This is a genomic window from Lentzea sp. NBRC 102530, assembly GCF_030269365.1.
In the GTDB taxonomy this organism is placed as follows: domain Bacteria; phylum Actinomycetota; class Actinomycetes; order Mycobacteriales; family Pseudonocardiaceae; genus Lentzea.
The window spans coordinates 184,192-208,359 of the sequence record NZ_BSTF01000013.1 but is presented as its reverse complement, the minus strand read 5'-3'; the positions used below and the strand labels follow the sequence as shown (position 1 = coordinate 208,359).

Below are 24,168 nucleotides of genomic sequence, written 5' to 3'. Positions count from 1 at the left end.
TGGTCCACGAGTGTCCACAAAGGCGTGTCGGACCGGTGTTGACGGTGTGCACTCGTGGTCCAACCGGCAATTACGATCGGCCGCTGGACGAGCTGCCGGGCGTCAGCTACGTTCGAAGGCGAGTCATGGGTGCCGCACATCGCACTGGGGTAATTCAGGTGGGCGGTACGACCAGCGGGGGTAACTGGAATCCGATGAATGCGAAAAACGATTTGTTCTCGCACGTCGTAGGCGGGGCGAGCGCGGTGCGACTGGCCGCGGACCTGGACGTGATCAGCAGGGGAGAGCTGGAGGAACTGAGGGACGGCAACCTCGCCGCGTTGGCGCGAGCCGTCCACGAGACGCCCGCGGTGAGCAGGCGGTGGCCGGGGCTCAGCCCTGGGGCGACCGTCGCGGACATCGCTCGGCTGCCCCTTCTCACCCCCGCTGAGCTGGCAGAACGGTGCCCGCCACACTCGGAGGACTTCCTGCTGCGCGGTGGTCTGCCCGGCATGGTGCTGCGGTCCAGCGGCACGTCGGGGCGCAACAAGGTCGTGTTCCACTCGTGGGAGTCGAACGAGATCGTCGACCTGCTGGGCGCCCGCGGGGTGCGCGCGGTGCTGGGGAAGGCACCGAAACGCATCGCGAACTGCCTGTTCCCGGCGGAACTGAACGGCGCGTTCATCTTCGTGCACGACCTGAGCAGGTACGTTCCCGTGCTCACGTTCCCGCTGGGCAGCACGATGCCCTTCGCCGAGATCGCCGCGGCGATCGGCGACCACGGGATCGACACGCTGGTCGCGGGGCCGGCGTTCGCCGCCGAACTGATCACCACGAGCCCTCCTGACCAGCTGCGATCGCTGGAGAACCTGCTCTACCTCGGTGAGGCGATGGGCAAGGCCCGCCTGGACGCGGTGCACGCCGTGCTGCCGGGGCTGAACGTCCGCTCGCTCGCCTACTCGACGACCGAGACCGGGCCGATCGGCTACCAGTGCACGCGGCTGAGCGGCACGACGCACCACGTGCACGAGGACGCGGTGCTGGTCGAGGTCGTCGACGACGAGACCGGCGCTCCCGTTCCCGCTGGTCAGGCCGGTGAACTGGTGGTGACACCGCTGTCGGACACGGGGATGGCGCTGCTGCGCTACCGGATCGGGGACCGCGGGTACTTCTCCGCCGACCAGTGCGAGTGCGGTAGTCCGGCGCGGTTGCTGACGTTGCTCGGGCGGACCGCGCAGTCGCTGAACGTGGACAACTGGACGATCTCGTCCGACCACCTCATGGGTGCGCTGGAGCCGCTCGGCATCGCCGCGGCCGAGGACGTGCAGCTCCAGTTCCTGTGGGAGTCATCGAGGTTCGAGATGAGGCTGCTGCTGTCGCCGGGCACGCCGCAGGGGCTGTCAGCGGAACTGGTGCGGCAACACCTGCTGCCCGCCTACCAGTTGCGCAAGGTGATGATGAGCCCGAGATGTGCCGGTTTCTCGGTCGAACGGGTGGAACTCGCGGAATTCGAACGGTCCGCGCGAGGCAAGGTGCCCGTTTTGTTCCAGCGAATGTGAGCTGACCGCACTTCTTTGCGTCGAGGCCTGTCCCTTTAATGCGACGGGCCGTGTCGGCGTGGGCGAAAAAGATCCGCAAGAACGTGGAGGTGCATTGTGTCAACGGTCAACTCGGCCGCCGGTACCGATCGTCTCGAGGAGCTGCGGCGTGAACTCGACGCCATTGATGTTCGCCTGCTGAACGACCTGCGCGACCGCATCGGCGTGTGCGTGCGCATTGCCGAGCACAAACTCGAGCACGACGTGCCGATGATGCAGCCCCACCGGATCGGAATCGTCCAGCGGCGGGCCGCCGAGTTCGGCGCCGAGCACGACGTCGACCAGGACTTCCTGCGCCGGCTCTACGACCTCATCATCGCGGAGACCTGCCGGGTCGAGGACGTGGTGATGGGCAACACAACGGCCGAATAGCAGTCGAGGAGCGGCGCCCGCGATGCGAACGATCCTGATCGACAACTACGACTCGTTCACCTACAACCTCCACCAGCTGCTGGGAGAGGTCAACGGCGAACCCCCCGTCGTCGTGCGCAACGACGTCGAGTGGTCCGACCTGCGGCTCTCCGAGTTCGACAGCATCGTGGTCTCGCCGGGACCCGGTCGCCCCGACCGGGAGCGCGACTTCGGGGTGAGCGCCCGCGCGATCCGCGAGGGCGGCCTGCCGGTGCTCGGGGTCTGCCTGGGGCACCAGGGGATCGCGCACCTGTTCGGCGGCGAGGTCGGCCACGCGCCGGAACCCGTCCACGGGCGGATCTCGCCGGTGCTGCACCACGGCGTCGACATCCTGCGTGGTCTGCCGAGCCCGTTCGACGTGGTGCGCTACCACTCGCTCACGGTCACCGCCCTGCCCGACGAGCTGGAACCGATCGCGTGGACCCCGGACGGGATCCTGATGGCCGTCCGGCACCGCACGCGACCCGTCTGGGGCGTGCAGTTCCACCCGGAGTCGATCAGCAGCGAGTACGGCAGGGAACTGCTCGCGAACTTCCGCGACCTGGTGATGGGCGGACGCGGTGCGGCACCGGAGCCGTACGTGCCCGCGCCGCGCCGGCGCCCGGAGCCGTCCAGCGGGCTGCCCGTGCACGTGCGGCAGGTGCCGGCGATGCCGGACGCGGAGGCGGTGTACCGCGAGTTCTTCGCCGACGGTCCGCACGGCTTCTGGCTCGACAGCAGCGCGGTGATCGACGGGGTGTCCAGGTTCTCCTTCCTGGGCAACGGTTCCGGTCCGCTCGCCGAGCACGTCACCTACCGGGTGGACGACGGCGTGGTCGAGGTGCGGCGCACCGACGGGTCGGTTTCCCTGGTGCGCCAGCCGTTCTTCGACTACCTCGACGAACAGCTCCGCCTGCGCAGGACCAGCACGCCCGGCCTGCCGTTCGACTTCAACCTCGGTTACGTCGGCTACCTCGGGTACGAGCTGAAGGCGGAGACCGTTGGTGCCGCGGCACATTCCGCCGCCACCCCGGACGCGGCGCTGCTGTTCTGCGACCGCGCGGTGGTGCTCGACCACCAGACCGGCACGACCTACCTGCTGGCACTGGGCGAGGACAACTTCGACTGGCTGGAGGAGACGGCGCGGCGCGTCGGACGGCTGCCCGCGGCCGAACCCGCCGACGCGCCGGTGCTGGTGGAGTCGGGCCGGGTGCCGTTCGACCGCAGGCACGACGAGCAGGCCTACCTGAGCCGCGTCGACGAGTGCCTGGAGGAGATCCGCAACGGCGAGTCGTACGAGATCTGCCTGACCAACGAGGTCACCGTGCACGCGGGGGTCGACCCGCTGCGGACCTACCTGCACCTGCGCCGGATCAGCCCGGTGCCCTACGGGGCGTTGCTGGACTTCCCCGGCGTCGCGGTGCTCTGCGCCTCACCGGAGCGGTTCCTGAGCATCGGCGCCGACCGCGTGGCGGAGTCCAAGCCGATCAAGGGCACCCGGCCGCGCGGCGAGACACCCGCGCAGGACGAGGCGCTGCGGCTGGACCTGCTCAGCCGGGAGAAGGACCGCGCGGAGAACCTGATGATCGTCGACCTCGTCCGCAACGACCTGAACGTGGTCTGCGAGGTCGGGTCCGTGCACGCCCCGAAGCTGTTCGAGGTGGAGACGTACGCGCCGGTGCACCAGCTGGTGTCGACCATCCGCGGCACGCTGCTGCCGGACCGGTCCGCGGTCGACTGCGTGCGCGCCGCGTTCCCCGGCGGGTCGATGACCGGTGCGCCCAAGGTGCGCACGATGGAGATCATCGACCGCCTCGAGGAAGGCCCGCGCGGCGTCTACTCCGGGTCGCTCGGCTGGTTCTCGTTGTCCGGCGCGACCGACCTGAACATCGTGATCCGCACCCTGGTCGTCACCGGCGAGCACGTGACGTTCGGTGTCGGCGGCGCGATCGTCGCGCTGTCGGACCGCGCGGAGGAGTTCGAGGAGACGGTCGTCAAGTCCCGCGCGATGCTGACCGCCGTCGCCGCGACCGCGGCCCAGCTGGTGGGTGAGGAGCGGTGAGGTACGCCGTCGTCGGTGGCCGCGGCGCGGTGGGATCCCTCTTCGCCGAGCGGCTGGCGGAGTCCGGTGACGTCGAGGTGCTCGACCTGGCCACCGGATTCGACGCCACCGCACCGGATCGGGAACTGGACGCGGACGTCGTGGTGATCGCGTTGCCGGAGCAGGTGGCGCTCGACGCGGTGAAGGCGTTGCGGGTCCGTCCCGGCACGCTCCTCGTCGACACGCTCTCGGTGAAGTCCGGTGTGGTGGAAGCGATCCGCGCGACCGGGCTCGAAGCGGTGAGCGTCAACCCGATGTTCGCGCCGTCGCTGCCGGTGCGGGGCCGTCCGATCGCCGCGGTGGTGGTGCGCGACGGTCCACTCGCGCAGGACTTCCTGCGGCTGCTGGGTTCCTGGGGTGCTCGGGTCGTCGAGGTCACCGCGCCGGAGCACGACCGGCTGGCGGCCGCCTCCCAGGCGTTGACGCACGCGGCGGTGCTCGGGTTCGGCCTGGGACTCGTCGAACTGGGCCTCGGCGCCGCGGACCTGACCGCCCTCGCGCCGCCGCCGCACCGCACCCTGCTGGCGCTGCTGGCGCGGATCGCGGGAGGCACGCCGGAGGTCTACTGGGACGTCCAGTCGGCGAACCCCCTTGCGGCGCAGGCACGTTCCGCACTGGCGGTGGGCATGCGCAGGGTCGCCGACGCGGTCGAGAGCGGGGACGAGGCGGTCTTCGCGGACCTGGTGGGCGAACTGCGCGGCTTCCTGGGCGACGAGCTCCCGCGCCACCGCGAACTCTGCGAGCGGATCTTCGAGGGGATGGAGGAGACATGACGCAGGTGCAGCGACCGGCCAACTGGGTGCAGTCGCGCGTCGGCAAGACGTCCGACTCGCTCGACCGGGCGTTCGACGAGGGCCTCACCGGGCACGTGATCGTCGGCCGCGAGGGCAAGACGGTGCGGCTCCAAGAAGGCGGCGAGGCCGTGGAGTTCGTCTCCTGCTCGTACCTCGGGCTGGAGGAGCACCCCGATCTCGTCGCGGCCGCGACCGAGGCACTGCAACGCTTCGGCGCCCACTTCTCGTCGTCGCGCAACCGGATGCGGCCGCACTACCTCGGTGAGCTCGAGGAACTGCTGGGCGCCGTCTACCAGGGCAACCGGCCGGTCGCGTTCACCTCGGTCGGCACCGTCCACCTGGGACTGCTGCCGCTGCTGGGCACCGGTGTGCTGCCGAGCTACCCGGTGTCCGACGCGGGAGCGTTGTTCCTGGTGGAGAAGACCGCGCACGCGTCCATGCAGATCCTGCGTGGGCTGCTGGAGCAGATCGGGCCGGTCCGCCGGTTCGACCTGCAGGACCCGGAGTCGCTCGCCACCGCTCTGCGCGGTCGTGAGGGCCGCACGCCCATCGTGCTGGTCGACGGCGTCGGGTCGATGGGCGGCTTGATCGACGTCGTCGGACTGCTGGAGGCGTTGGAACCGCACGGCGGTCACCTCTACATCGACGACGCCCACGGCATCTCGATCGCCGGTGAACGCGGTGCGGGCTACGCGTTCGAGGTCCTCGGGGACCGGCTCCCGCCCCACGTGGTCATCGCCGGGTCGTTGTCCAAGGCGTTCGGCGGATCCGGCGGGTTCGCGCTGGTGCCCACCGAGGCGGACGTGCTGAAGCTGCGGAAGTTCGCGAACCCGTTGGTGTTCGGGCACTCCATCATGCTGCCGATGCTCGCGGCCAACGTCGCCGCGGCGAGGCTGCACCTGTCCGGTGAGGTCGCCGGGCTGCAGCAGCGGTTGTGGCACAACACGGACGAGTTCGACGCGCTGACCGGCGGGCGGCTCGTCAACGCGGGCCTGCGCTCACCCGTGCGCGGAGCCCTGTACCCGACCGAGGAAGAGGCGTTCGACGTCGCCCGGCGGCTGAAGGAGGCGGGCCTGCTGATCCTGCCCGCGTTCTTCCCCACCGTGGCCAGGGGAACCGGCCTGATCAGGTTCGCCCTGTCGTCGTTGCACGAGCAGGCACATCTCGAAAGCGCGGCGCGGGTCCTGGGACTGGCCGCACCTACCGGAGGGCGTGAAGAGCGTTGAGCACCACGGAATCCGTCAACACCACGGTGTTCGACGTCGTAGTCGTCGGCAACGGGGCCCTGGGCTCGTCCGTCGCACTGACGCTGGCCCGGCGCGGTCGCAGGGTCGCGTTGCTCGGTCAGCCGCACCGCCCGTTCGCCGCCTCGACCGCGGCGGGCGCGATGCTCGGCTGCTTCGGCGAGGTCACGACCACGCTGGTCGCGAGCGAGGAGGGCCGCTCCAAGCTCGAGCTCGACATCGCGGCCACCGCGCTGTGGCCGGAGTGGTCGGCGGAGCTCGCCGACGAGACCGACGGCAAGGACGTGCGGACCGCGAACGGCACCGTCGTCATGCTCAACACCATCGGCGTGCCCGGCATCGACGACGCGAACTTCGAGGCGATCCGCGCCGAGCTGCGCCGCTACGACGCGCCGTTCGAGGACGTCGACCCCGCGGAGATCGACTGGCTCGACCCGCACCCGAGCGCACGGCCGTTGCGCTCGTTCTACATCCCCGGCGAGCACGCGGTCGACTCGCACGCGCTGCTCCTGCAGCTGCAGAACGCGTTCCTGAAGGCGGGCGGCACGGTCATCGCCGAGTTCGCCTCCCGCGTCGAGTACGCCAACGGCAAGGTGGACGGCGTCGTGCTGGAGTCGGGAACCCGGCTCAGCGCACCCGACGTGGTGCTCGCCGCCGGCGCCAAGTCCCAGGACCTGCTCGACACGGTCCCCGACGTGGCGCCGCGGGTGCCGCGGCTGGTCTCCGGCTACGGCGTCTCCGTGCTGGTCGGCACCGAGGACGGCACCTCGCCGGACAGCGTGATCCGCACGCCGAACCGCGCGTTCGCCTGTGGCCTGCACGTCGTGCCGCGCACCGACGGCCAGGTCTACGTGGGCGCGACCAACATCATCTCGCCGGACCCCGTCGACACCCCGGTGATGCGGGACGTGGTGTTCCTGCTCGACTGCGTGAACAAGCAGGTCCGCCGCAACCTCTGGGAGAGCGGGATCGACAAGGTCCAGGTCGGCAACCGGCCGGTGGCGCTCGACGGGTTCCCGTTGCTGGGCAAGGCCGAGCTCGACGGCCTGTGGATGATGACCGGCACCTACCGCGACGGCCTGCACCTCTCGCCGTTGCTCGCGAGCGAGATGACCGCGCGCATCCTCGGGGAGGAGACGAAGCACGACCTGGACGTGTTCGGGCCGGTGCGGGCGCCGATCCAGCCCGCCACCCGCCAGGAGACGGTGGAGACCGCGGTGACGCACCTGATGGCGACCGGGTACGAGTACAACTGGCAGGTCCCCGTCGACTGGCCGGGGATCATCGAGAAGAACCTGCTGCCGTCCTACCAGCGGTGGGCCGACGAGCTCGACCCGCAGTTCACGCCGCCGCCGGAGCTGCTCGCCGCGTCGCGCATCCACCCCGGTCTGGTGAAGTCGTTGCGCGACTACTACGCCGCCAGCCGCACGGCGTCGGGGAGCTGATGACGTCCCGGCCGCTGGCCCACGCGCTGGCCGACGCGGAACAGAAGCTGACCGCAGCCGGCGTGTGGGCGCCGCGGTCGGACGCCGAGGTGCTCGCGGCACACGTGCTCGGCGTCGGGGAGCTCGATCCCGCCGCCGAACTGGACACCGCGGCCGCGGCCGAGCTGGACCGGTTGGTGGCCCGGCGCGCCGACCGGGTCCCGCTCGCCTACGTGACCGGCTGGGCGGAACTCGGCGGCGTGCGGGTGTCCGTCGGGCCGGGGGTGTTCGTGCCCCGCCCGCACACCGAACCGTTGCTGGCGTGGGGACTCGAACGCCTGCGGGGCGTCTCCGATCCCGTCGTCGTCGACCTCTGCACGGGTTCGGGCGCGCTGGCGCTGGCCATCGCGCACGCCCGGCCGGACGCGAGGGTGCACGCGGTCGAGCTTTCGTCCGTGGCACTGGACTTCGCGCTGCGCAACGCGAAGCAGCAGTCCGACGCGGGGGACACGGCCATCTGGCTGGTGCAGGGGGACGTCACCGATCCCGCGTTGTTCCGGGACCTGCACGGCACCGTCGACCTCGTGGTCGCCAACCCTCCGTTCGTGCCCAACGACATGGAGATGCCACCGGAGTGGACCGAGCACCACCCGCCGATCGCGATGTACGCGGGCGCTGACGGGATGGTCGTCATCAGGCACGTCGTCCTGCTCGCCTCCCGGCTGCTCCGGCCCGGCGGCCACGTCGCGATCGAACACGGCGACCCGCAGGTGCACGCCGTCGCGGAGCTGTTGCGCGACACCTTCACCGACATCACCAACCACCCGGACCACCACGGTGATCCGCGGTTCACCACCGCACACAGGAGAGTCTGAGTGTCCACATCTGACACATCCGGCGTTTCCCGCCGGGACGTGCTGCGCAGGAGCGGCCAGGTCGCCGCCGGAGCGAGCGCGATCTGGCTTGCCGGAGGCACCACGACGGCCACCGCCGCACCACGTGAGGAGACCGGCGGGCAGCTGGTCGAGCTGCGCGAGTCGACGAGCCCGCGGGTGCACGTGTCGCCGGACGGGCGGACCGTCGCGTTCGACGCGCTCAACTCGCTGTGGCTGGTGCCGATCGCCGGCGGGAGGGCGCGCAGGCTCACCGGCGACGTCCAGGACTCGACGCAGCCGAACTGGGCGCCGGACGGCAGGTCCCTGGTGTTCCAGTCGTTCCGCGAGGGCACCTACGACCTGTGGGTGATCAACGCGGACGGCACCGGACTCCGCAGGCTCACCGACGGTCCCGGCTACGACCAGGAACCCGCGTTCTCCCCGGACGGCCGGCTGATCGCGTTCGCCTCCGACCGCGGCTCCGCCAGCCACGTCTGGCTGCTGGAGGTCGCGACCGGGGTGCTGCGCAAGCTGACCGAGGGCGACAAGAAGCACGCCCAGCCGTCGTGGTCACCGGACGGCGGCAAGGTCGTCTACGTCGTCAACGACACGACGATCGAATCCACCGACATCACCTCCGGCACCCGTACCGAGGTGCGCAGGTCCGACGCGGACACGGTGTTCGGGCCGACCTACGCGCCCGACGGCAAGCTCGGGTACGTCGAAGCCCGCGGCTCGAAGACCACCGTGGTGGTCGACGGCACCGTGGTCGTGGACGGCGAGGACGTGGCACCGTTCGGACCGAACTGGTTGTCCGCCAACGAGATCGTGTATCCGGCCGACGGGGTGATCCGCCGCCGCGTGCTCGGCGGGGCGGTGCGCGACGTTCCGTTCGTCGTCGCCGTGCCGGTGTTGCGGAAGCGGAATTACGAGCGCAAGCTGCGGGACTTCGCGCCCTCGTCACCGCAGCCCGTCAAGGGCATCGCGGGACCGGTGCTCTCGCCGGACGGCCGGACCATCGCCTTCCGGGCGCTCAACTCGTTGTGGCTGCTGCCGATCGAGGGCGGCAAGGCCCGCAGGATCACCGACGACGGCTACTTCGACACCGACCCCGACTGGTTCCCGGACGGCCGGTCCCTGGTGTACGTCAGCGACCGCGCCGGCACGGCGAACCTGTGGAGCCACGACCTCGCCACCGGTGAGTCGCGGCGCCTGACCTCCCTGCCCGACGCCCAGCTGACCCCGCGCGTCTCCCCGGACGGCCGCAGGATCGCCTACCAGGACGAGGCGGGCGCGACCTGGGTGTGGGAGGCGGGCGCCGTCACGAAGGTGCTGCCCGCCATGTACCAGCCCGGCAGGCCGACGTGGTCACCGGACGGCGGCACGATCGCACTCGCCGCGGTGAGGCCGTACTCGCGCCGCGGCACCGCCGGCCACAACCAGGTCCTCACCGCGCACCTGGCGTCCGGGGCCGTGACCTACCAGCCGATCGCGCCGGAGCGGTCGATCGCCACCCGCGGCGACGACGGTCCTGTGTGGACGAACGGCTGGCTGGTCGTGGTGGTGGAGAGCCTGCTGTGGAAGGTCCCGGTCGACGCCGCGGGCCGGATCACCGGCAAACCCGTGCAGCTCAACGATGAGGTCACCGACTCGGTGTCGGTCAGCGGTGACCGGGTGCTGTACCTCTCGAACGGCAGGCTCCGGCTCGTCGGCCTGAACGGCGGTCCGGCGCGGACGATCCCGCTCGACCTGACCTGGAAGGCCAAGCCTTCGCCCGAACGCGTGGTCGTGCGCGCGGGCGGTCTGTGGGACGGCAAGAGCACCGAGTTGCGCGAGAACGTCGACATCGTGCTCGAAGGAGGCCGCGTCACCGCCGTCCTCCCGCGCGGACGGGCAAGGGGACGGGTGCTCGACGCGTCGGCGTTGACGGTCATGCCCGGCATGATCGACGTGCACAACCACTGGCACCTGCGCGGCAGGCAGTGGGGCGACCGGCAGGGACGGGCGTGGCTCGCCTACGGCATCACGACGAGCCGTTCTCCCGGCGACCCCGCCTACCAGATGGTCGAGACGCGCGAGGCGCTCGCGGCAGGAACCCGCGTGGGGCCGCGGTTCTTCGGCACCGGCGAAGCGCTCGACGGCACCAGGGCCTACTACAACTTCATGCGCACCACCATGAACCGCGAGCAGCTGGAGCGCGAACTCGACCGCGCCCGCGGCCTCGAGTACGACCTGCTCAAGTCGTACATGCGCCTGCCGGTCGCGCTGGAACGCCGGATGGTCGAGCGCGCGCACCAGCAGGGCGTTCCGGTGACGTCGCACTACCTCTACCCGGCGGCGATCACCGGCCTCGACGGGATGGAGCACACCGGTGGTGGCAACCGGCTCGGGTACTCGCGGACGTTGAGCTACGGCGCGGGCCTCACCTCGCAGGACTCGGTCGACCTGTTCGTGGCGAGCGGCATGTGGATGTCCTCCACGACGTTGTTCGCGAGCGAGCTCTTCCTCGACGACAGGTCGCTGATCGAGGACGAGCGGACGAAGGTGCTGTTCCCGGACTGGGAGTACCGGCGGCTGCTGCAGAAGGCGAGGGACGCCGCCGAACCGTGGGCGGAGCTGTACCGGGCGTGGACCATCGGCGACGTGGACGCGTTGCTGCGCGTGCACCGCGGCGGCGGGCTGGTGGTGTGCGGCACCGACGCCGCGCTCGACGACATCGGCGTGAGCTACCACCAGAACCTGCGGGTCATGGTGAAGCACGGCTTCACCCCGCACGAGGCCCTCACCACGGCCACCCGGGACGCCGCTCGGGTGCTCGGTCTCGGCGACCAGCTCGGCACCGTGGCTCCGGGCCACCTCGCCGACCTGGTGTTCGTCGACGGGAACCCGTTGCGGGACATCACCAGGGCCGCCGCGGTGCGGCAGGTGATGGTCGGCGGGACCCTGCACACCGTGCCGGACATCCTCGCCCCGTTCCGCACCCCGCAGGCCGCGGCGCTGGACGTCACGGAGGTCCGGCCCGACGCGCCTTCCGCCGTGCAGAACCCCGCGCACTACTGGCACCACTCGGAGTCGGCCGTGCACGGCTGCTGCCGGCAACGCTGATGCGCACCTACCTCGCCCTGCTGGCGCTGCCGGGCGCGACCGCGTTCGTGACGGCGGGGTTCGTCGGCAGGCTCCCGATGGCCATGCGCACACTGGGTTGCCTGCTGATGGTCTCCGCCCTCACCGGGTCGTACTCGCTCGCCGGTGCCGTCTCCGCGGTGTTCGGCATCGCGATGGCGGTCAGCGGCCCGTTCCTCGCGCGGCTGGTCGACCGGCACGGCCAGCCGAGGACGCTGGTCTGGTCGGCCGTCGCGCACGGGCTCGGTGTCGGCGTGCTCGTCGCGGCCGTGGTCTGGGGCGCTCCCGCGTGGACGTACTTCCCGGCCGCGGTCCTCGCCGGACTCACGTCGATCCCGATGGGGTCACTGGTCAGGGCCCGCTGGGCCGTGGTGGCGGGGGACCGGATCCAGGCGGCCTACGCACTGGAAGCCGTGGTGGACGAGGTCATCTACATCCTCGGCCCGTTGCTCGTCGTCTGGTTGTCGGTGCACCTGGCACCGGCCGCCGGACTCGTCGGCGCGGTGGTGCTGGCCGTCGCGGGCGGCCTCGCGCTGGCCGCACAACCGCGCACCGCACCGCCTCTCGCCCCGGTGCGCGCCGAGCCGCGCACCGGCGTGATCCGCATCCACGGCATGAAGGTGCTCACCGCCGTCTACTTCGCCGCCGGTGGCCTGATCGGAGCGATCGACGTGGCGGCCGTGAAGTTCGCGGGCGAACACCAGAACCCCGGCGCCGCGGGGTTGCTGCTCGCGATGATGACGCTGGCCAGCATGGTCGCCGGGCTCACGTTCGGACTCGTGCGCTGGCACCTCGACCTGCCGCGCAGACTCCTGCTCACCACCGTCGTGCTGGCCTGCGGCAGCGTGCCCGTCCTGTTCGCCGGCACGATCGCGACGATGTGCGCGGCCGTGCTGCTGCTGGGCCTGGGCATCTCACCGCTGCTCGTCGCCGGCAGCGCGCTGGTCGAGTCGCTGGTACCCCGCCGAGGCCTCACCGAGGGGTTCGCCGTCGTGGGCAGCGGAGTCACGCTCGGCATGGCCGCGGGCTCGGCCGCGGGAGGCGCGCTGGCGGACCTCCAGGGCAGCACCGCGGCGTTCGGCCTGGCCACGGCCTGCGGTGTGCTCGCGGTGGCCGTCTGCGCCACCGGTCTTCGTCTTCTCACCCCCGAACCAGTCCCCGTTGCATAGGATCACAGCGTGTTGCGACCCGATTACCCGTTGACCACGGACCGCCTCGTCCTGCGTCCCTTCACCGAGTCAGACCTGGACGACCTGTACGCCTACCAATCGCTGCCGGACGTCGCCCGCTACCTCTACTGGGACGCGCGCGACCGCGACCAGGTGGCGGAAGCGCTGAAGAAGAAGGTCACCCAGGACCACCTCGCCGCCGAGGGCGACTACTTCGTGCTGGCCGTGCACTGGCCGGAGGCCGGCAAGGTGATCGGCGAGGTGAACCTCAACTACCTCAGCGAGGAGAACCGGCAGGGCGAGACGGGCTTCATCTTCCACCCGGCCTACCAGGGCAAGGGCCTGGCCCGCGAAGCCACCGAGGTGATGCTGCGACTCGGGTTCGCCGACCTCGGCCTGCACCGCATCATCGGGCGGTGCGACCCGCGCAACGACCCGTCGTGGCGGCTGATGGAGCGGCTGGGGTTCCGCCGCGAGGCGCACTTCGTGCAGAACGAGATCTTCAAGGGCGAGTGGGGCGACGAGTTCGTCTACGCGATGCTCGCGGAGGAATGGCGCGCCTCGCGTTCGGAAGCCTGACCTCCGGTTGGGTGCGGACCGGCTGCTGCGGCCGTTCCGCACCGACGACCTGGTGGCGACGTTGATCGACCCTTCGAGGGTCTCAGCATGTCAGAGCACGTGTGCGGGGCGTTGAACCATCATGGTCGAGATGTGACGCAACGTTTCCGGGATGACACGAAGATGATCCCGTTTGGCGGATGTCGCATCGGTGTGAAGTCGTTCATGATTCCTCAGCACCAGTCCGGGGGGACTGACTGGACGTCCGTCGGCCGAGCCGGCGGCGGGGGGAACTGAACAAGATGCGAATCGCCAGAGGGCGGAGCTTTGCTCTGCCCACGTTCACTGCTGCCGTCGTGTTCGCGGGGATGCTCGTCGGCTCTGTCGCCACGGCGAGCGCCGCGGCGCCGGACGAGGTCCCGGGCGCCGTCGAAGCGGAGCAGTTGGCCGAGCAAAGCAGCAAGTCGATCATCATCGGATCGCAGACGACCGAGCAATCGCAGGTGAAGGCCAACCCGGACGGCTCGCGGACGTTGGTCACTCACACGCATCCGGTGCGCGTCAAGCAGAACGACGCCTGGACCGCGGTCAACCTGGATCTGGCGCCACGACCGGACGGGTCGCTGGCGCCCAAGGCCGCGCCGGTGAGCATGGTGTTCACCGCAGGTGGCGTCGGTTCGGCGGGCAAGCCGGTCGCCCGGCTGATCAAGGGCGATGCCGAGGTCGGCTTCAGCTGGGACACCGATCTTCCGCCGGTGCGGATCTCCGGCCAGACCGCGACCTACCCGGAAGTGCTGCCCGGCGTCGATCTCGAACTCCAGACATCGCTGACCGGCTTCGCGCAGAACCTCGTGGTGAAGACTGCTGAAGCGGCCAGGAACCCGCAGCTGCGGAAGATCACCTTCAAGTCCCACACCAAGAACACCACGATCACCGGACCCGGTCAGGGAGCGGCCAAGCTCGCCGCCGGGGCCGACGGTCTCGTGGTGACCGGCCCGGACGGCAACCAGATCTTCAGCGGTGACGCCTCCCGCATGTGGGACTCGTCCGCATCGCCCCGCCACGCCACCATGGGCGTCGAGGTCGGCGAGAACACCATCTCGATCACTCCTGACCAGAACTTCCTCGTCGACCCGAACACCACGTACCCGGTGCGGCTGGACCCCGACTACTCCTGCACGTCGTGCAGCAAGACCCACCACGCGGTGGTGCAGTCGCCGTGGAAGGACGCCCAGAACTACGACGTCACCTCCGGCCAGCTCTTCGACCTGAAGTCGGGCTACCTCAACGGTGCGGCGCTCCAGACGCCGAACGGCGCGGCCGGCGTCTCGCGCACGTACTTCGAGATCAACACCTGGCCGATCGTCGGCAAGAAGATCAGCTCGGCCACGCTGCACGCCAGGGTGAGCTCCACCTACTCGTGTTCGCCCACGCCGACCGAGCTCTGGAACACCTGGGGCATCAACACCGGTACTACGTGGAACAACCAGCCGGGCTGGATCTCGAACCTGTCGGAGAACAACACCCGCAACAACGCCGTCCACTGCCCGACCGACGGCGGCGCGGACTTCAACGCGTTCTCAGCAGTGGTGCGGGCGGCCGCCGAGCCGTGGGGCGCCACCACCTTCATGTTCAAGGCAAAGTACGAGGACTCGCTCGACGCCTCGTGGCGACGTTTCGACCTCAACCCATACCTCGAGGTCAAGTACAACTCGTACCCGAACCCGCCGTCCGACCTAGGCCTGCAGGGCTGGGGACCGAACGGGGCCGACGCTTTTCCGTGTCGTGTCGGTGACAGTCGTCCCTGGATCGGCAGGAGCAGCACCAGGGTTCGGCTGCGCGCCAGGTTGACCGACCCCGACGGCGGCATGATGGACGCCGGCTTCCGCCTCACCGTCGGTCCGAACAACAACTACACCTGGAACGGCCAGGACATCCACACCTTCAACGTGCCGTCAGGCTCGTTCGCCGAGGTGGAGGTGCCGGACGGCTGGATCGCCAACGACGGCGTCCACGGCTTCCACCTCTGGTCCGGCGACTACGAACTGAGCAGCTGGTCGCCGTCCTGCGAGTTCATGATCGACACGATCTCACCGAACACCCCTGCGGTGTCCTCTTCGGACTATCCACAGACAGGTGCCGGCGGAAGCGTGGGGCGCACCGGCAACTTCACGTTCTCGCCCAACGGCAACACGGGTCCGTCCGGCTCGATGGACGTTGCTCGCTACGGGTGGTCGCTCAACGACACGACGTTCGGCAACGAGGTAGTCGTGACGCAGGCGAACGGCACGGTGACAGTGCCGATCACACCAAAACGGGGCGGGCGGAACTCGTTGTACGTGCAGGCCTACGACAAGGCCGGCAACCCCGCTGCCAACCCGAAGGAATACTGGTTCAACGTCGCGGACGCCGCGAATCCCGTGGCGGCTTGGAACTTCGACGAGACCAGCGGTATGACCGCGGCTGACATCACTGGCGCTGGCCGTTCGCTGACGTTGAACGGTGCGACCTTCGGCTCGGGCTACGCGAACAACGGCCAGGTGAACACGACAAGCTCCTTCTCCAGCACCTCATCCCCGGTCGTGGACACGTCGCGAGCATTCTCCGTGGCGGCGTGGGTGAAACTGAACAACAACAACGGCTTCTTCACGGTCGCAAGCCAGGACGGCAACGCGGCGAGCGGGTTCTACCTCCAGTACGCGCAGGACGCGAACCGGTGGTCTTTCAGCTCGACCACGTCTGATGCTGCTCTGCCCGCATCCACCCGTGCGATCTCCGCGGCACCGCCTGAGCTGGGCGTGTGGACGCACCTGCTGGGAACTTACGACCCGGACACGCACAAGCTCGCGCTGTACGTCAACGGAAAGCTCGAAGGAAGTGCGACCGCGACGCTGTGGAACGCGGCCGGTGCGTTCGTGGTCGGAGCGGCCAAGTCGAGTGGGACACGTGCCGACCGGTTGCCGGGCGTCATCGACCACGTGCAGGTCTGGAACTGTCAGGTGAGTGCCGAAGAGGCGGCGAGGCACAGCAACCTCGCCGTGCTGCGCGCCCACTACAACCTCGACGAGCGCATCGGCACCACGACGAAGGACGAGGTGACGGGCCAGAACGCCACTTTCTCCGGTGGTGTCGACTGGTCGGGTACCTCGGTCGATCCCGATGACCCCGATCAGATCCTGACCAGCAAGGACAAGTGGTTGAACTTCAACTCGTCCTGGACGGGGCAAGCGACTGGACCGAAACCGGCGATCTTGCGAACTGACCGCTCGTACACGGTGTCCGCGTGGGTTCGGCACGGCGGGATCGACTCGTCGGCGCGAGGTGTGGTGAGCATGGGCGACGCGACGCATTCGCCGTTCATCCTCGGTTTCCGTCCAGAAACCGGTAAGTGGGGCTTTCTGCTGACGAGGACGTCGTCCGGTGGCGGCAGGTACGCGTTGTCCGATCTTCCCGCACAGGCGAACAAGTGGGTGCATCTCGCCGCCACGTTCGACGCTACAACGGGCACGATCGCGCTCTACGTCGATGGTGTGAAGCAAAGCGCCTTCGATGGTCCCAACACCGGGCTTCAGACGTTCAACGGGTCGGGCGGCGTCTTGATGGGCCACGCCATGTGGGCCGGGAACAAGTCGGACTTCTGGAAGGGCGACGTTGACGACGTGCGCCTGTACTCCGGTGTGCTCACCGGTGCCGACATCGAGGACATCCGCACGTCCACAAAGCATCGCTGATCAGGGGAACAGTCAGTGAAACTGAGCTGGAGAAGACGGTGCACGGCGTTCGGAGTCGTGCTTACCTTGTTGGTCGCGTCCGGCCAGGACGCGTTCGCCGCCGGGCCGAACGTTCTCGAGTGGAAGCCGCCTGCGCCGCGGCAGGAGAGGTCGGTTCCGACGACCTCGGTGGCATCGCGCGCCAAGCCGGACGATCCCGCGGCGAAGGCCGTGGTGACCAAGGTCGATCCGCCGACGTGGCCCGGCGAGTCGCAGGCTGACGTAGATCTCGGTGGTTCTGGAGCCCTTGCCCTGCGAGGTGCGCAGGGAATCATCTCCCTGCAGCGCAGGGACAACAGCGTTGCCGCGAAGGCAATTTCCGCGAAGGTGCGGGTGAGCGTCAAGGGGCAGGACACCGCCAAGAAGCTCGGCCTCAACGGAGTGGTGTTCACCCTCGGCGACGCGGGTGGAGCAGCGAGTACACCACTGCGGGTAGGCGTCGGTTACGGCGGGTTCGCGGCGGCATTCGGTGGTGACTACGCCTCGCGGCTGCGCCTGGTGTCGTTGCCTTCCTGTGCACTGTCCACTCCAGACAAATCTGAGTGTCGTCGGACCACTCCGCTGGACAGCGGAGCCAACGACCTCAAAGCCAAGACGGTGTCGGCGGACTTCGCGCCGGCCGCGGGAACGCAGAAGGCCGATGCCGTGCTGGCGGTGGCCGCCGCCCCGTCGAGTGGTAACGGCAGCTACACCGCGACCTCCCTTGCTCCGGCGGGATCGTGGAACGCGGGTGGGTCGTCGGGTGACTTCACCTACGGCTACCCGATGCGCGTTCCGCCCGCGATCGGCGGCAAGGCTCCGTCCGTATCACTCGGCTATTCCTCGCAGAGCCTGGACGGGCGGATGTCCGCGACGAACAACCAGGCGTCGATCGTCGGTGACGGCTGGGACATCTCACCCGGTGGGTTCGTCGAACGGCAGTACAAGCCTTGTGGTCTCGACCTCGGTGGCAACAACGGGCAGACGAAGACCGGCGACCAGTGCTGGGCCACGGACAACGCCACGATCAGCCTGGCCGGCGTCTCCGGCAAGCTGATCAAGGCCGGCGAGGATCCGACCACCGGTGTCATCTCCTGGCGCGCGGAGAACGACGATGGCGCACGCATCGAGCGTTTCAAGGGTGCGACCAACGGTGACAACGACGGTGAGTACTGGAAGGTCACCACGACGGACGGCACCCAGTACTTCCTGGGTGTGAACCGGCTGCCGGGCTGGACGACCGGCAAGCCGGAGACGAAGTCGGCGTGGACTCAGCCGGTGTACGGCAACCACGAACTGGAGCCGTGCAAGCAGGCGAGCTTCGACGCGTCCTGGTGCCAGCAGGCGTATCGGTGGAACATCGACTACTCGGTCGACCCGCACGGCAACGTCACGACGTACTACTACGACCAGGAGATCAACCACTACGGCCGCAACGCCGACCCGGCGACGGGCACCCCGTACGTCCGCGGCGGCTACCTGACCCGCATCGAGTACGGCCTCCGCAGTGACAACTTCTTCGGTGCTGTGGGCGGCCGAGTCCAGTTCGACATGGCTGAGCGGTGCCTGCCCAACGGCGCGATCACCTGTGATCCCGGCCAGCTCAACGCTTCGACGGCTTCGTCGTGGCCTGACGTGCCTGCCGACCAGATCTGCAACGCGGGTGAGCAGTGCACCCTCCGCCTGACGCCCACGTTCTTCACCCGAAAGCGGCTCGTCAAGGTCATCGCTCAGGTGGGCAACGGCAGCGGCGGGCACACCGACGTCGACTCGTGGTCGCTGATGCAGGACTTCCCCGGCACCGGTGACGGCACGTCGCCTGCGATGAACCTGAAGTCGATCGTCCACACCGGACACTTTGGCGGGAACATCGCGTTGCCGGCGACGACGTTCGACCGCGAGGCCAAGGACAACCGGGTCGACAGCGGACGTGACAACCTGTCGCCGTTGACCCGCTATCGGATCGTCGGCATCAACGGCGAGGGTGGCGCGCACACCGAGATCAAGTACAGCGACCGGGAATGCGTGCCCGGCTCGAAGATGCCCGCTTCGCCGGAGAACAACAAGCTGCGCTGTTATCCGACGTGGTGGACACCGGACGGTGCCCGCGATCCGATCCTGGACTACTTCCACAAGTACGTTGTCACCGACGTGACCGATGACGATCGCACGGGTGCGTCGTCGTTGTTGAAAACGCACTACGACTACGTCGGTGACCCGGCGTGGCACTTCGACGAGAACGACTTCGCCGAAGCCAACAGGCGAACGTGGTCCCAGTGGCGTGGCTACGGGACCGTGCGCACGGTCAAGGGTGACTCCGCAGGCAAGCAGAGCGTCGCGGAGACCGTGTACATGCGCGGCATGGACGGCGCCTCCGTGTCGACCAGTGAGGGCGAGCCGATCACGGACGTCGACCGGCTGCAGGGCTTCGTGCGGGAGACCCGCCAGTACAACGACGGCGTGCTCGTGTCGGCCTCGGTCAACGACCCGTGGGTGAGCGAGCCGACCGCGACGGGTGCGGACGGCAAGCAGGCCAAGCTGAGCAACGTTCTCGCGGTCCGAGGCAGGACGCTGCTTGAGGGCGGCCAGTGGCGGCGAACGAAGGTCGTGAAGACGTTCGACTCGGTCGGCATCGTCACGAAGACCGAGGACCACGGTGACCTCGGGATCACTGGCGACGAGTCATGTGCGCACACCACGTTCGCCCGCAACGAAGCCGCATGGATGTTGAGCTACGCCTCCAAGGTGGAGACCGTCAAGGGACTCTGTGATGTGAAGGCGTCTGCATCGACGATCCTGTCAGCCGTGCGGTCGTCGTACGACGAGCAAGCGTGGGGTGTGGCGCCCACGAAGGGGGACATCACCAGGGCCGAGGCACTGGACAAGTGGGACAGCGCGGGGGAGAAGTGGGTCACCGCGTCCACCTCGACGTTCGACGCGTACGGCCGTCCTTTGAAGGTCGTGGACGCCACCGGTCAGACGACGACCACCTCGTACACGCCTGCCAACGGCCCGTTGAAGCAGGTGACCAGCACCAACGCGTTGGGACACGTGTCGAACGGGTACTTCGAACCTGCTTGGGGGCTTTCGACCGCTTCGGTGGACGCCAACGGGAGACGTGCGGACGTCACGTACGACGCGTTGGGGCGGATGGTGGCGGCGTGGACGCCAGGGCACCCGAAGGCTTCTTCGAAGGCTGACGCGGTGTTCGAGTACGCCTACAACACGAACGCGCCCAGCGTTGTGACCTCGAAAGGCCTGAAGGACGACGGAAACACTTACCAGGTCTCCTACGCCCTCTACGACGGCCTGTTCCGCGAGCGGCAGACGCAGTCGCCGTCCCCGTCCGGCGGTCGGCTGATCTCCGACACGTTCTACGACTCGCGTGGCTTGGCGTACAAGACGAACGGCGCCTACTGGAACGACCAGGCACCCGGCTCGGCACTGGCTGGTACGCAGGACAACGTCGTGCCGAACCAGACCGTTGTCCAGTACGACGGGATGGAACGCCCGACGGCGTCGATCTACTTCAAGTACGCGACGGAACAGTGGCGTACCACCACCTCGTACGGTGGTGACCGCGTCCACACCGTGCCGCCGCAAGGCTCGACCGCGACGACGGTGATCAGCGACGTACATGGCCGCACCACGGAGAAGCGGCAGTACTCGGCTGGACTCGGAACGGGGTTCGACGCGACGAAGTACACCTACACGCCGGCAGGCCAGGTCGAGTCGGTGACCGACCCCGCGGGCAACGTCTGGCGGTCCACCTACGACCTGCGCGGTCGCAAGATCGCGTCAGTCGACCCGGACACCGGAGCGAGCTCGACCGAGTACGACGTCGCAGGCAGGGTGGTCTCGACCGAGGACGCCCGTCACCGGAAGATCTCGTACAAGTACGACGCGCTGAGCCGCAAGATCGCAACCTACGAGGGAACGAGCATGCAGCCAAGCGCGGAGTGGCAGTACGACACGTCTGTGGACAGCACGGGCGCCCTCAACGGTCGCGGCATGCTGACGTTGTCCCGCAGGTGGGTCAATGGTCGGGCTTACACGCAGAGGGTGACCGGTTACGACGAGGCCGGCCGCCCGACCGGTCAGAAGGTCATCGTGCCGGCGGCCGCGGAAGGCGCACTCGGCGCGACGTACGAACTGGGCTTCTCCTACACCCTCACGGGCAAGATCCGCGACATCGACTACCTGGACGTCAACTCCGGCGGTCGGACGATCGTGCCCGGTGAGACGGTGTCGACCTTGTACAACGGGTTCGGCTTGCCCGAGTCCACCCAGGGCGTCAGCCGCTACGTGAGTGCAACCGACTACACCGAGCTGGGCGAGGTGCAGAGCGAGACCTACGACAGCGCGGACAGCAGCCACAACGTGCAGGTGACCAACTCGTACGAGGTGGGCACCAGGAGGCTTCAGCAAACAGTCGCACGAAGGGAAACCCAGACCGGGCAGGAGATCGCGAACCGCAACTACGGCTACGACGCGTCCGGCAACATCAAGCGCGTCGCCGACACGCCCGAAGGCGGCGCGTCGGACATCCAGTGCTTCGACTACGACCACCTGCGTCGTATGACCGCGGCGTGGACGCCCGGCAGTGGCGACTGCTCCAAGCCCAAGTCGATGACCACGTTGGGCGGCCCGGCGCCGTACTGGTTGTCGTGGACGTTCGACAAAACCGGTAACCGCATCACTCAGACCGCGCACGCCAGCACCACCAACACGGTCAACACCTTCAAGTACCCAGACGCGGGCCAGGCGCAACCGCACACGGTGACGCAGGTTGACACGACCGGCCCGAATGGCACCTCGCGAGACACGTTCACTTACGACGCTTCCGGCAACACGACTTCACGCAACGTCTCCGGAGACACGCAAACGCTGGAGTACGACGCCGAAGGCCGCGTCTCGAAGGTGAAGGGCGCGGACGGCTCGGAGTCCACGTTCGTCTACGACGCGGACGGCTCAAGGCTGATCGCCCGCGAGCCCTCTGCCACGACGTTGTTCGTGTTCGGCCAGGAGATCCGCCTGGAGAAGAACACGACGACGCCGTCGTGGACCCGTTACTACAGCCACAACGGGCATGTTGTGGCACAGCGGAACTCGATTTCGGGCTTGAAGTGGTTGCTCTCTGACCACCAGGGCACGGAGATCGCCGCGGTGAGTGCGGGCGCGGGTTTGGCGGTGGCGTCTCGTCGGCAGACGCCGTTCGGTGAGACGAGGGGGATTCCGGCGACGCCGTGGAACACGCAGGGGTTTGTTGGCGGTACTCGTGAGGAGTCGGGTCTGACGCGTGTGGGTGCGCGTATGTACGACCCTGCTGCCGGCCGGTTCCTGTCGGCGGATCCGATCATCGACAACAACGATCCGCAGCAGCTCAACGGGTACGCGTACAGCAACAACAGTCCGGTGACGTTCAGCGATCCGACGGGTCTGCTGGCCGGTGGTCAGTGTGGTCCGGACGGCATTTTGTGCGGTGGCGGCCGGGAGAACTACCAGAGCGACGAGGACTACAACCAGGTTCGGACTGAGCTCAAGAGGGAGCGTGCTGCTCAGCAGCAGCAGTCTTCGGCGGTGCGTCAGGCGACTGAGGAGCTGATGCAGCGGGAGAAGATCAGTCAGGCTGAGTACGAGCAGGCCTTGAAGAACGCCCACATGACGAAGTGGGATGTGATCAAGGAGGCTGCGTGGGAGATGTTGAAGGACATCTCCGGGTGGAACGACATCGTCGACTGCTTCACCAAGGGTGATATCTGGGCCTGTGGTGGGTTGGTGATGAACCTGGTGCCGTGGGGCAAGGTCGGCAAGGTTCTGGAGGCCGGGTACAAGGCGATCAAGGCCGTGTCGTCGATGGAGAAAGTCATCTCCAAGGCGAAGGGCCTACTGCGCCGGGTCGAGAAGATCGCCTCCAAGGCTGCTGAAATCGCGGTGGCTCAACTCCGGAAGCTCGGTGGCAAGGGAGCTTCCGCCTGCAACAGCTTCAAACCCGACACGAAAGTCTTGCTCGCCGACGGATTGCAGAAGCCGATTGGGGACGTAGGAGTCGGTGATCGAGTCAGGGCCGCTGACGAGAAGAACGGTGAGCTGTCAGGCCGCGAGGTAGTGGCTACGATCGTTGGTCAGGGCACGAAGAACTTGGTCGAGGTATTTACGGATAAAGGTGGTGCTATCACGGCTACTGCTGAACACCCCTTCTGGGATCCTGATAATAAAAAGTGGGTGAAAGCAGAAGATCTCAGCGCGGGATCGACCTTGTTGACGTCGGCCGGCGAGAATATCCAGGTGTCCTCAGTTCATGAATTCCCCTCCGCCGGAGGAGTTCACAACCTCACGGTTGAGGGTGTCCACACGTACTTCGTCATGATTGGCGCCAAAGCGGTCCTGGTGCACAATGCGAACGAGGACACCGTTTGCAATCTAACTCTCGGGCCTGCCTTGAGAGGGCAGAAAGCGGAGGGAGTTGCTGCTGAGCGAGGCGACATCGTGCTTGCGCACGAGCAGAGGATGATCAACGAGTTCGGAGACCGGAACGGCTGCGCTGCCTGTGGCGCGGATGAGTCCGGGTATGCCGACGGTCACTGGACTGGTGACCACAATCCTGCGAACAAGATCTCACCCGAGGGTCCGTGGACGCTCTATCCGCACTGCAAAGCTTGCTCCAAGCAACAAGGTGGCGTAGTGCGTACTCTTCTCAAAGAGTATTATTACTTCCCTGTTTTGTCGGCGAGATCATAGGTGAAATCATGATGCTCTTTGCTTCGTGTGAGGCAAGGTTCGCGCACGGCCTTGTTGTAGCGGCCTCGCCTGAAAGTGCGGATACGCACGAAGAATGGGACCCGTCTACGGATATCGTGCACGGCGGTCCGGACTCTCTGTACATCGCCGTTCGGCAAGCTGCGAGTGGAACCGCCTCTGTTCGGTGTGTTCAAGGGCCATATCGACCGGAGGGGAAGATTTTGGTCTACGAGGGTGATATAACTCTGCCGAAGGCCGTAATCGAGATCTCTGATCCGAATGAGTTTGCTCGCCTTCTTGTTCCTGTTCCGAATGTCGAGAATCGCGTCGAAGTGTATGGAGACGGTACTGACGAGGCTGATGAAGTGGTGATCGTTTTGACGGGCGAGAATTCCTGGTAATCGCCTGTTGGTTACTCTCGTC

12 protein-coding genes are annotated in these 24,168 nt (G+C 67.8%); all 12 read left to right on the top strand.

Annotated features, from left to right (window positions below; genetic code table 11):
• The first annotated feature begins 245 nt into the window (after window positions 1-245).
• The 12 genes from QSK25_RS31610 to QSK25_RS31555 all read left to right on the top strand — a co-directional run bounded on the left by QSK25_RS31610 (window position 246) and on the right by QSK25_RS31555 (window position 23,745).
• Window positions 246-1,538, top strand: a complete 1,293-nt coding sequence (locus QSK25_RS31610; RefSeq protein ID WP_285643649.1) for a phenylacetate--CoA ligase family protein — start codon at window positions 246-248, stop codon at window positions 1,536-1,538.
• A gap of 96 nt (window positions 1,539-1,634) precedes the next feature.
• Window positions 1,635-1,949: a chorismate mutase family protein gene (locus QSK25_RS31605; RefSeq protein WP_285643647.1), complete on the top strand. Its 315-nt coding sequence runs from the start codon at window positions 1,635-1,637 to the stop codon at window positions 1,947-1,949.
• A gap of 22 nt (window positions 1,950-1,971) precedes the next feature.
• The gene (gene pabB / locus QSK25_RS31600) at window positions 1,972-4,029 is read left to right on the top strand and encodes an aminodeoxychorismate synthase component I (RefSeq protein WP_285643645.1); all 2,058 of its coding nucleotides are present in this window, start codon (window positions 1,972-1,974) and stop codon (window positions 4,027-4,029) included.
• Complete coding sequence (locus tag QSK25_RS31595; protein ID WP_285643643.1) at window positions 4,026-4,841, top strand: prephenate dehydrogenase/arogenate dehydrogenase family protein; 816 nt, start codon at window positions 4,026-4,028, stop codon at window positions 4,839-4,841. The genes pabB and QSK25_RS31595 overlap by 4 nt, the downstream gene beginning before the upstream one ends.
• A complete protein-coding gene (locus tag QSK25_RS31590; RefSeq protein WP_285643641.1) occupies window positions 4,838-6,088 on the top strand; it encodes an aminotransferase class I/II-fold pyridoxal phosphate-dependent enzyme in 1,251 nt (416 codons plus the stop codon). Before QSK25_RS31595 ends, QSK25_RS31590 begins: the two co-directional genes overlap by 4 nt.
• On the top strand, window positions 6,085-7,551 hold the full coding sequence (locus QSK25_RS31585; protein ID WP_285643640.1) for an NAD(P)/FAD-dependent oxidoreductase: 1,467 nt from the start codon (window positions 6,085-6,087) through the stop codon (window positions 7,549-7,551). Before QSK25_RS31590 ends, QSK25_RS31585 begins: the two co-directional genes overlap by 4 nt.
• Complete coding sequence (locus QSK25_RS31580; protein WP_285643638.1) at window positions 7,551-8,405, top strand: N5-glutamine methyltransferase family protein; 855 nt, start codon at window positions 7,551-7,553, stop codon at window positions 8,403-8,405. Before QSK25_RS31585 ends, QSK25_RS31580 begins: the two co-directional genes overlap by 1 nt.
• Window positions 8,406-11,510, top strand: a complete 3,105-nt coding sequence (locus QSK25_RS31575; protein WP_285643636.1) for an amidohydrolase family protein — start codon at window positions 8,406-8,408, stop codon at window positions 11,508-11,510. It abuts the gene before it with no gap.
• Window positions 11,510-12,697 (top strand): MFS transporter, encoded by a 1,188-nt coding sequence (locus QSK25_RS31570; RefSeq protein WP_285643635.1) that lies wholly within the window; start codon window positions 11,510-11,512, stop codon window positions 12,695-12,697. The genes QSK25_RS31575 and QSK25_RS31570 overlap by 1 nt, the downstream gene beginning before the upstream one ends.
• Window positions 12,698-12,706: 9 nt before the next feature.
• On the top strand, window positions 12,707-13,276 hold the full coding sequence (locus QSK25_RS31565; protein ID WP_285643634.1) for a GNAT family N-acetyltransferase: 570 nt from the start codon (window positions 12,707-12,709) through the stop codon (window positions 13,274-13,276).
• A gap of 281 nt (window positions 13,277-13,557) precedes the next feature.
• Window positions 13,558-16,986 (top strand): LamG-like jellyroll fold domain-containing protein, encoded by a 3,429-nt coding sequence (locus QSK25_RS31560; protein ID WP_285643633.1) that lies wholly within the window; start codon window positions 13,558-13,560, stop codon window positions 16,984-16,986.
• A 57-nt stretch (window positions 16,987-17,043) separates the two neighbouring features.
• Window positions 17,044-23,745 (top strand): polymorphic toxin-type HINT domain-containing protein, encoded by a 6,702-nt coding sequence (locus QSK25_RS31555; RefSeq protein WP_285643632.1) that lies wholly within the window; start codon window positions 17,044-17,046, stop codon window positions 23,743-23,745.
• The last annotated feature ends 423 nt before the right edge of the window (window positions 23,746-24,168 follow it).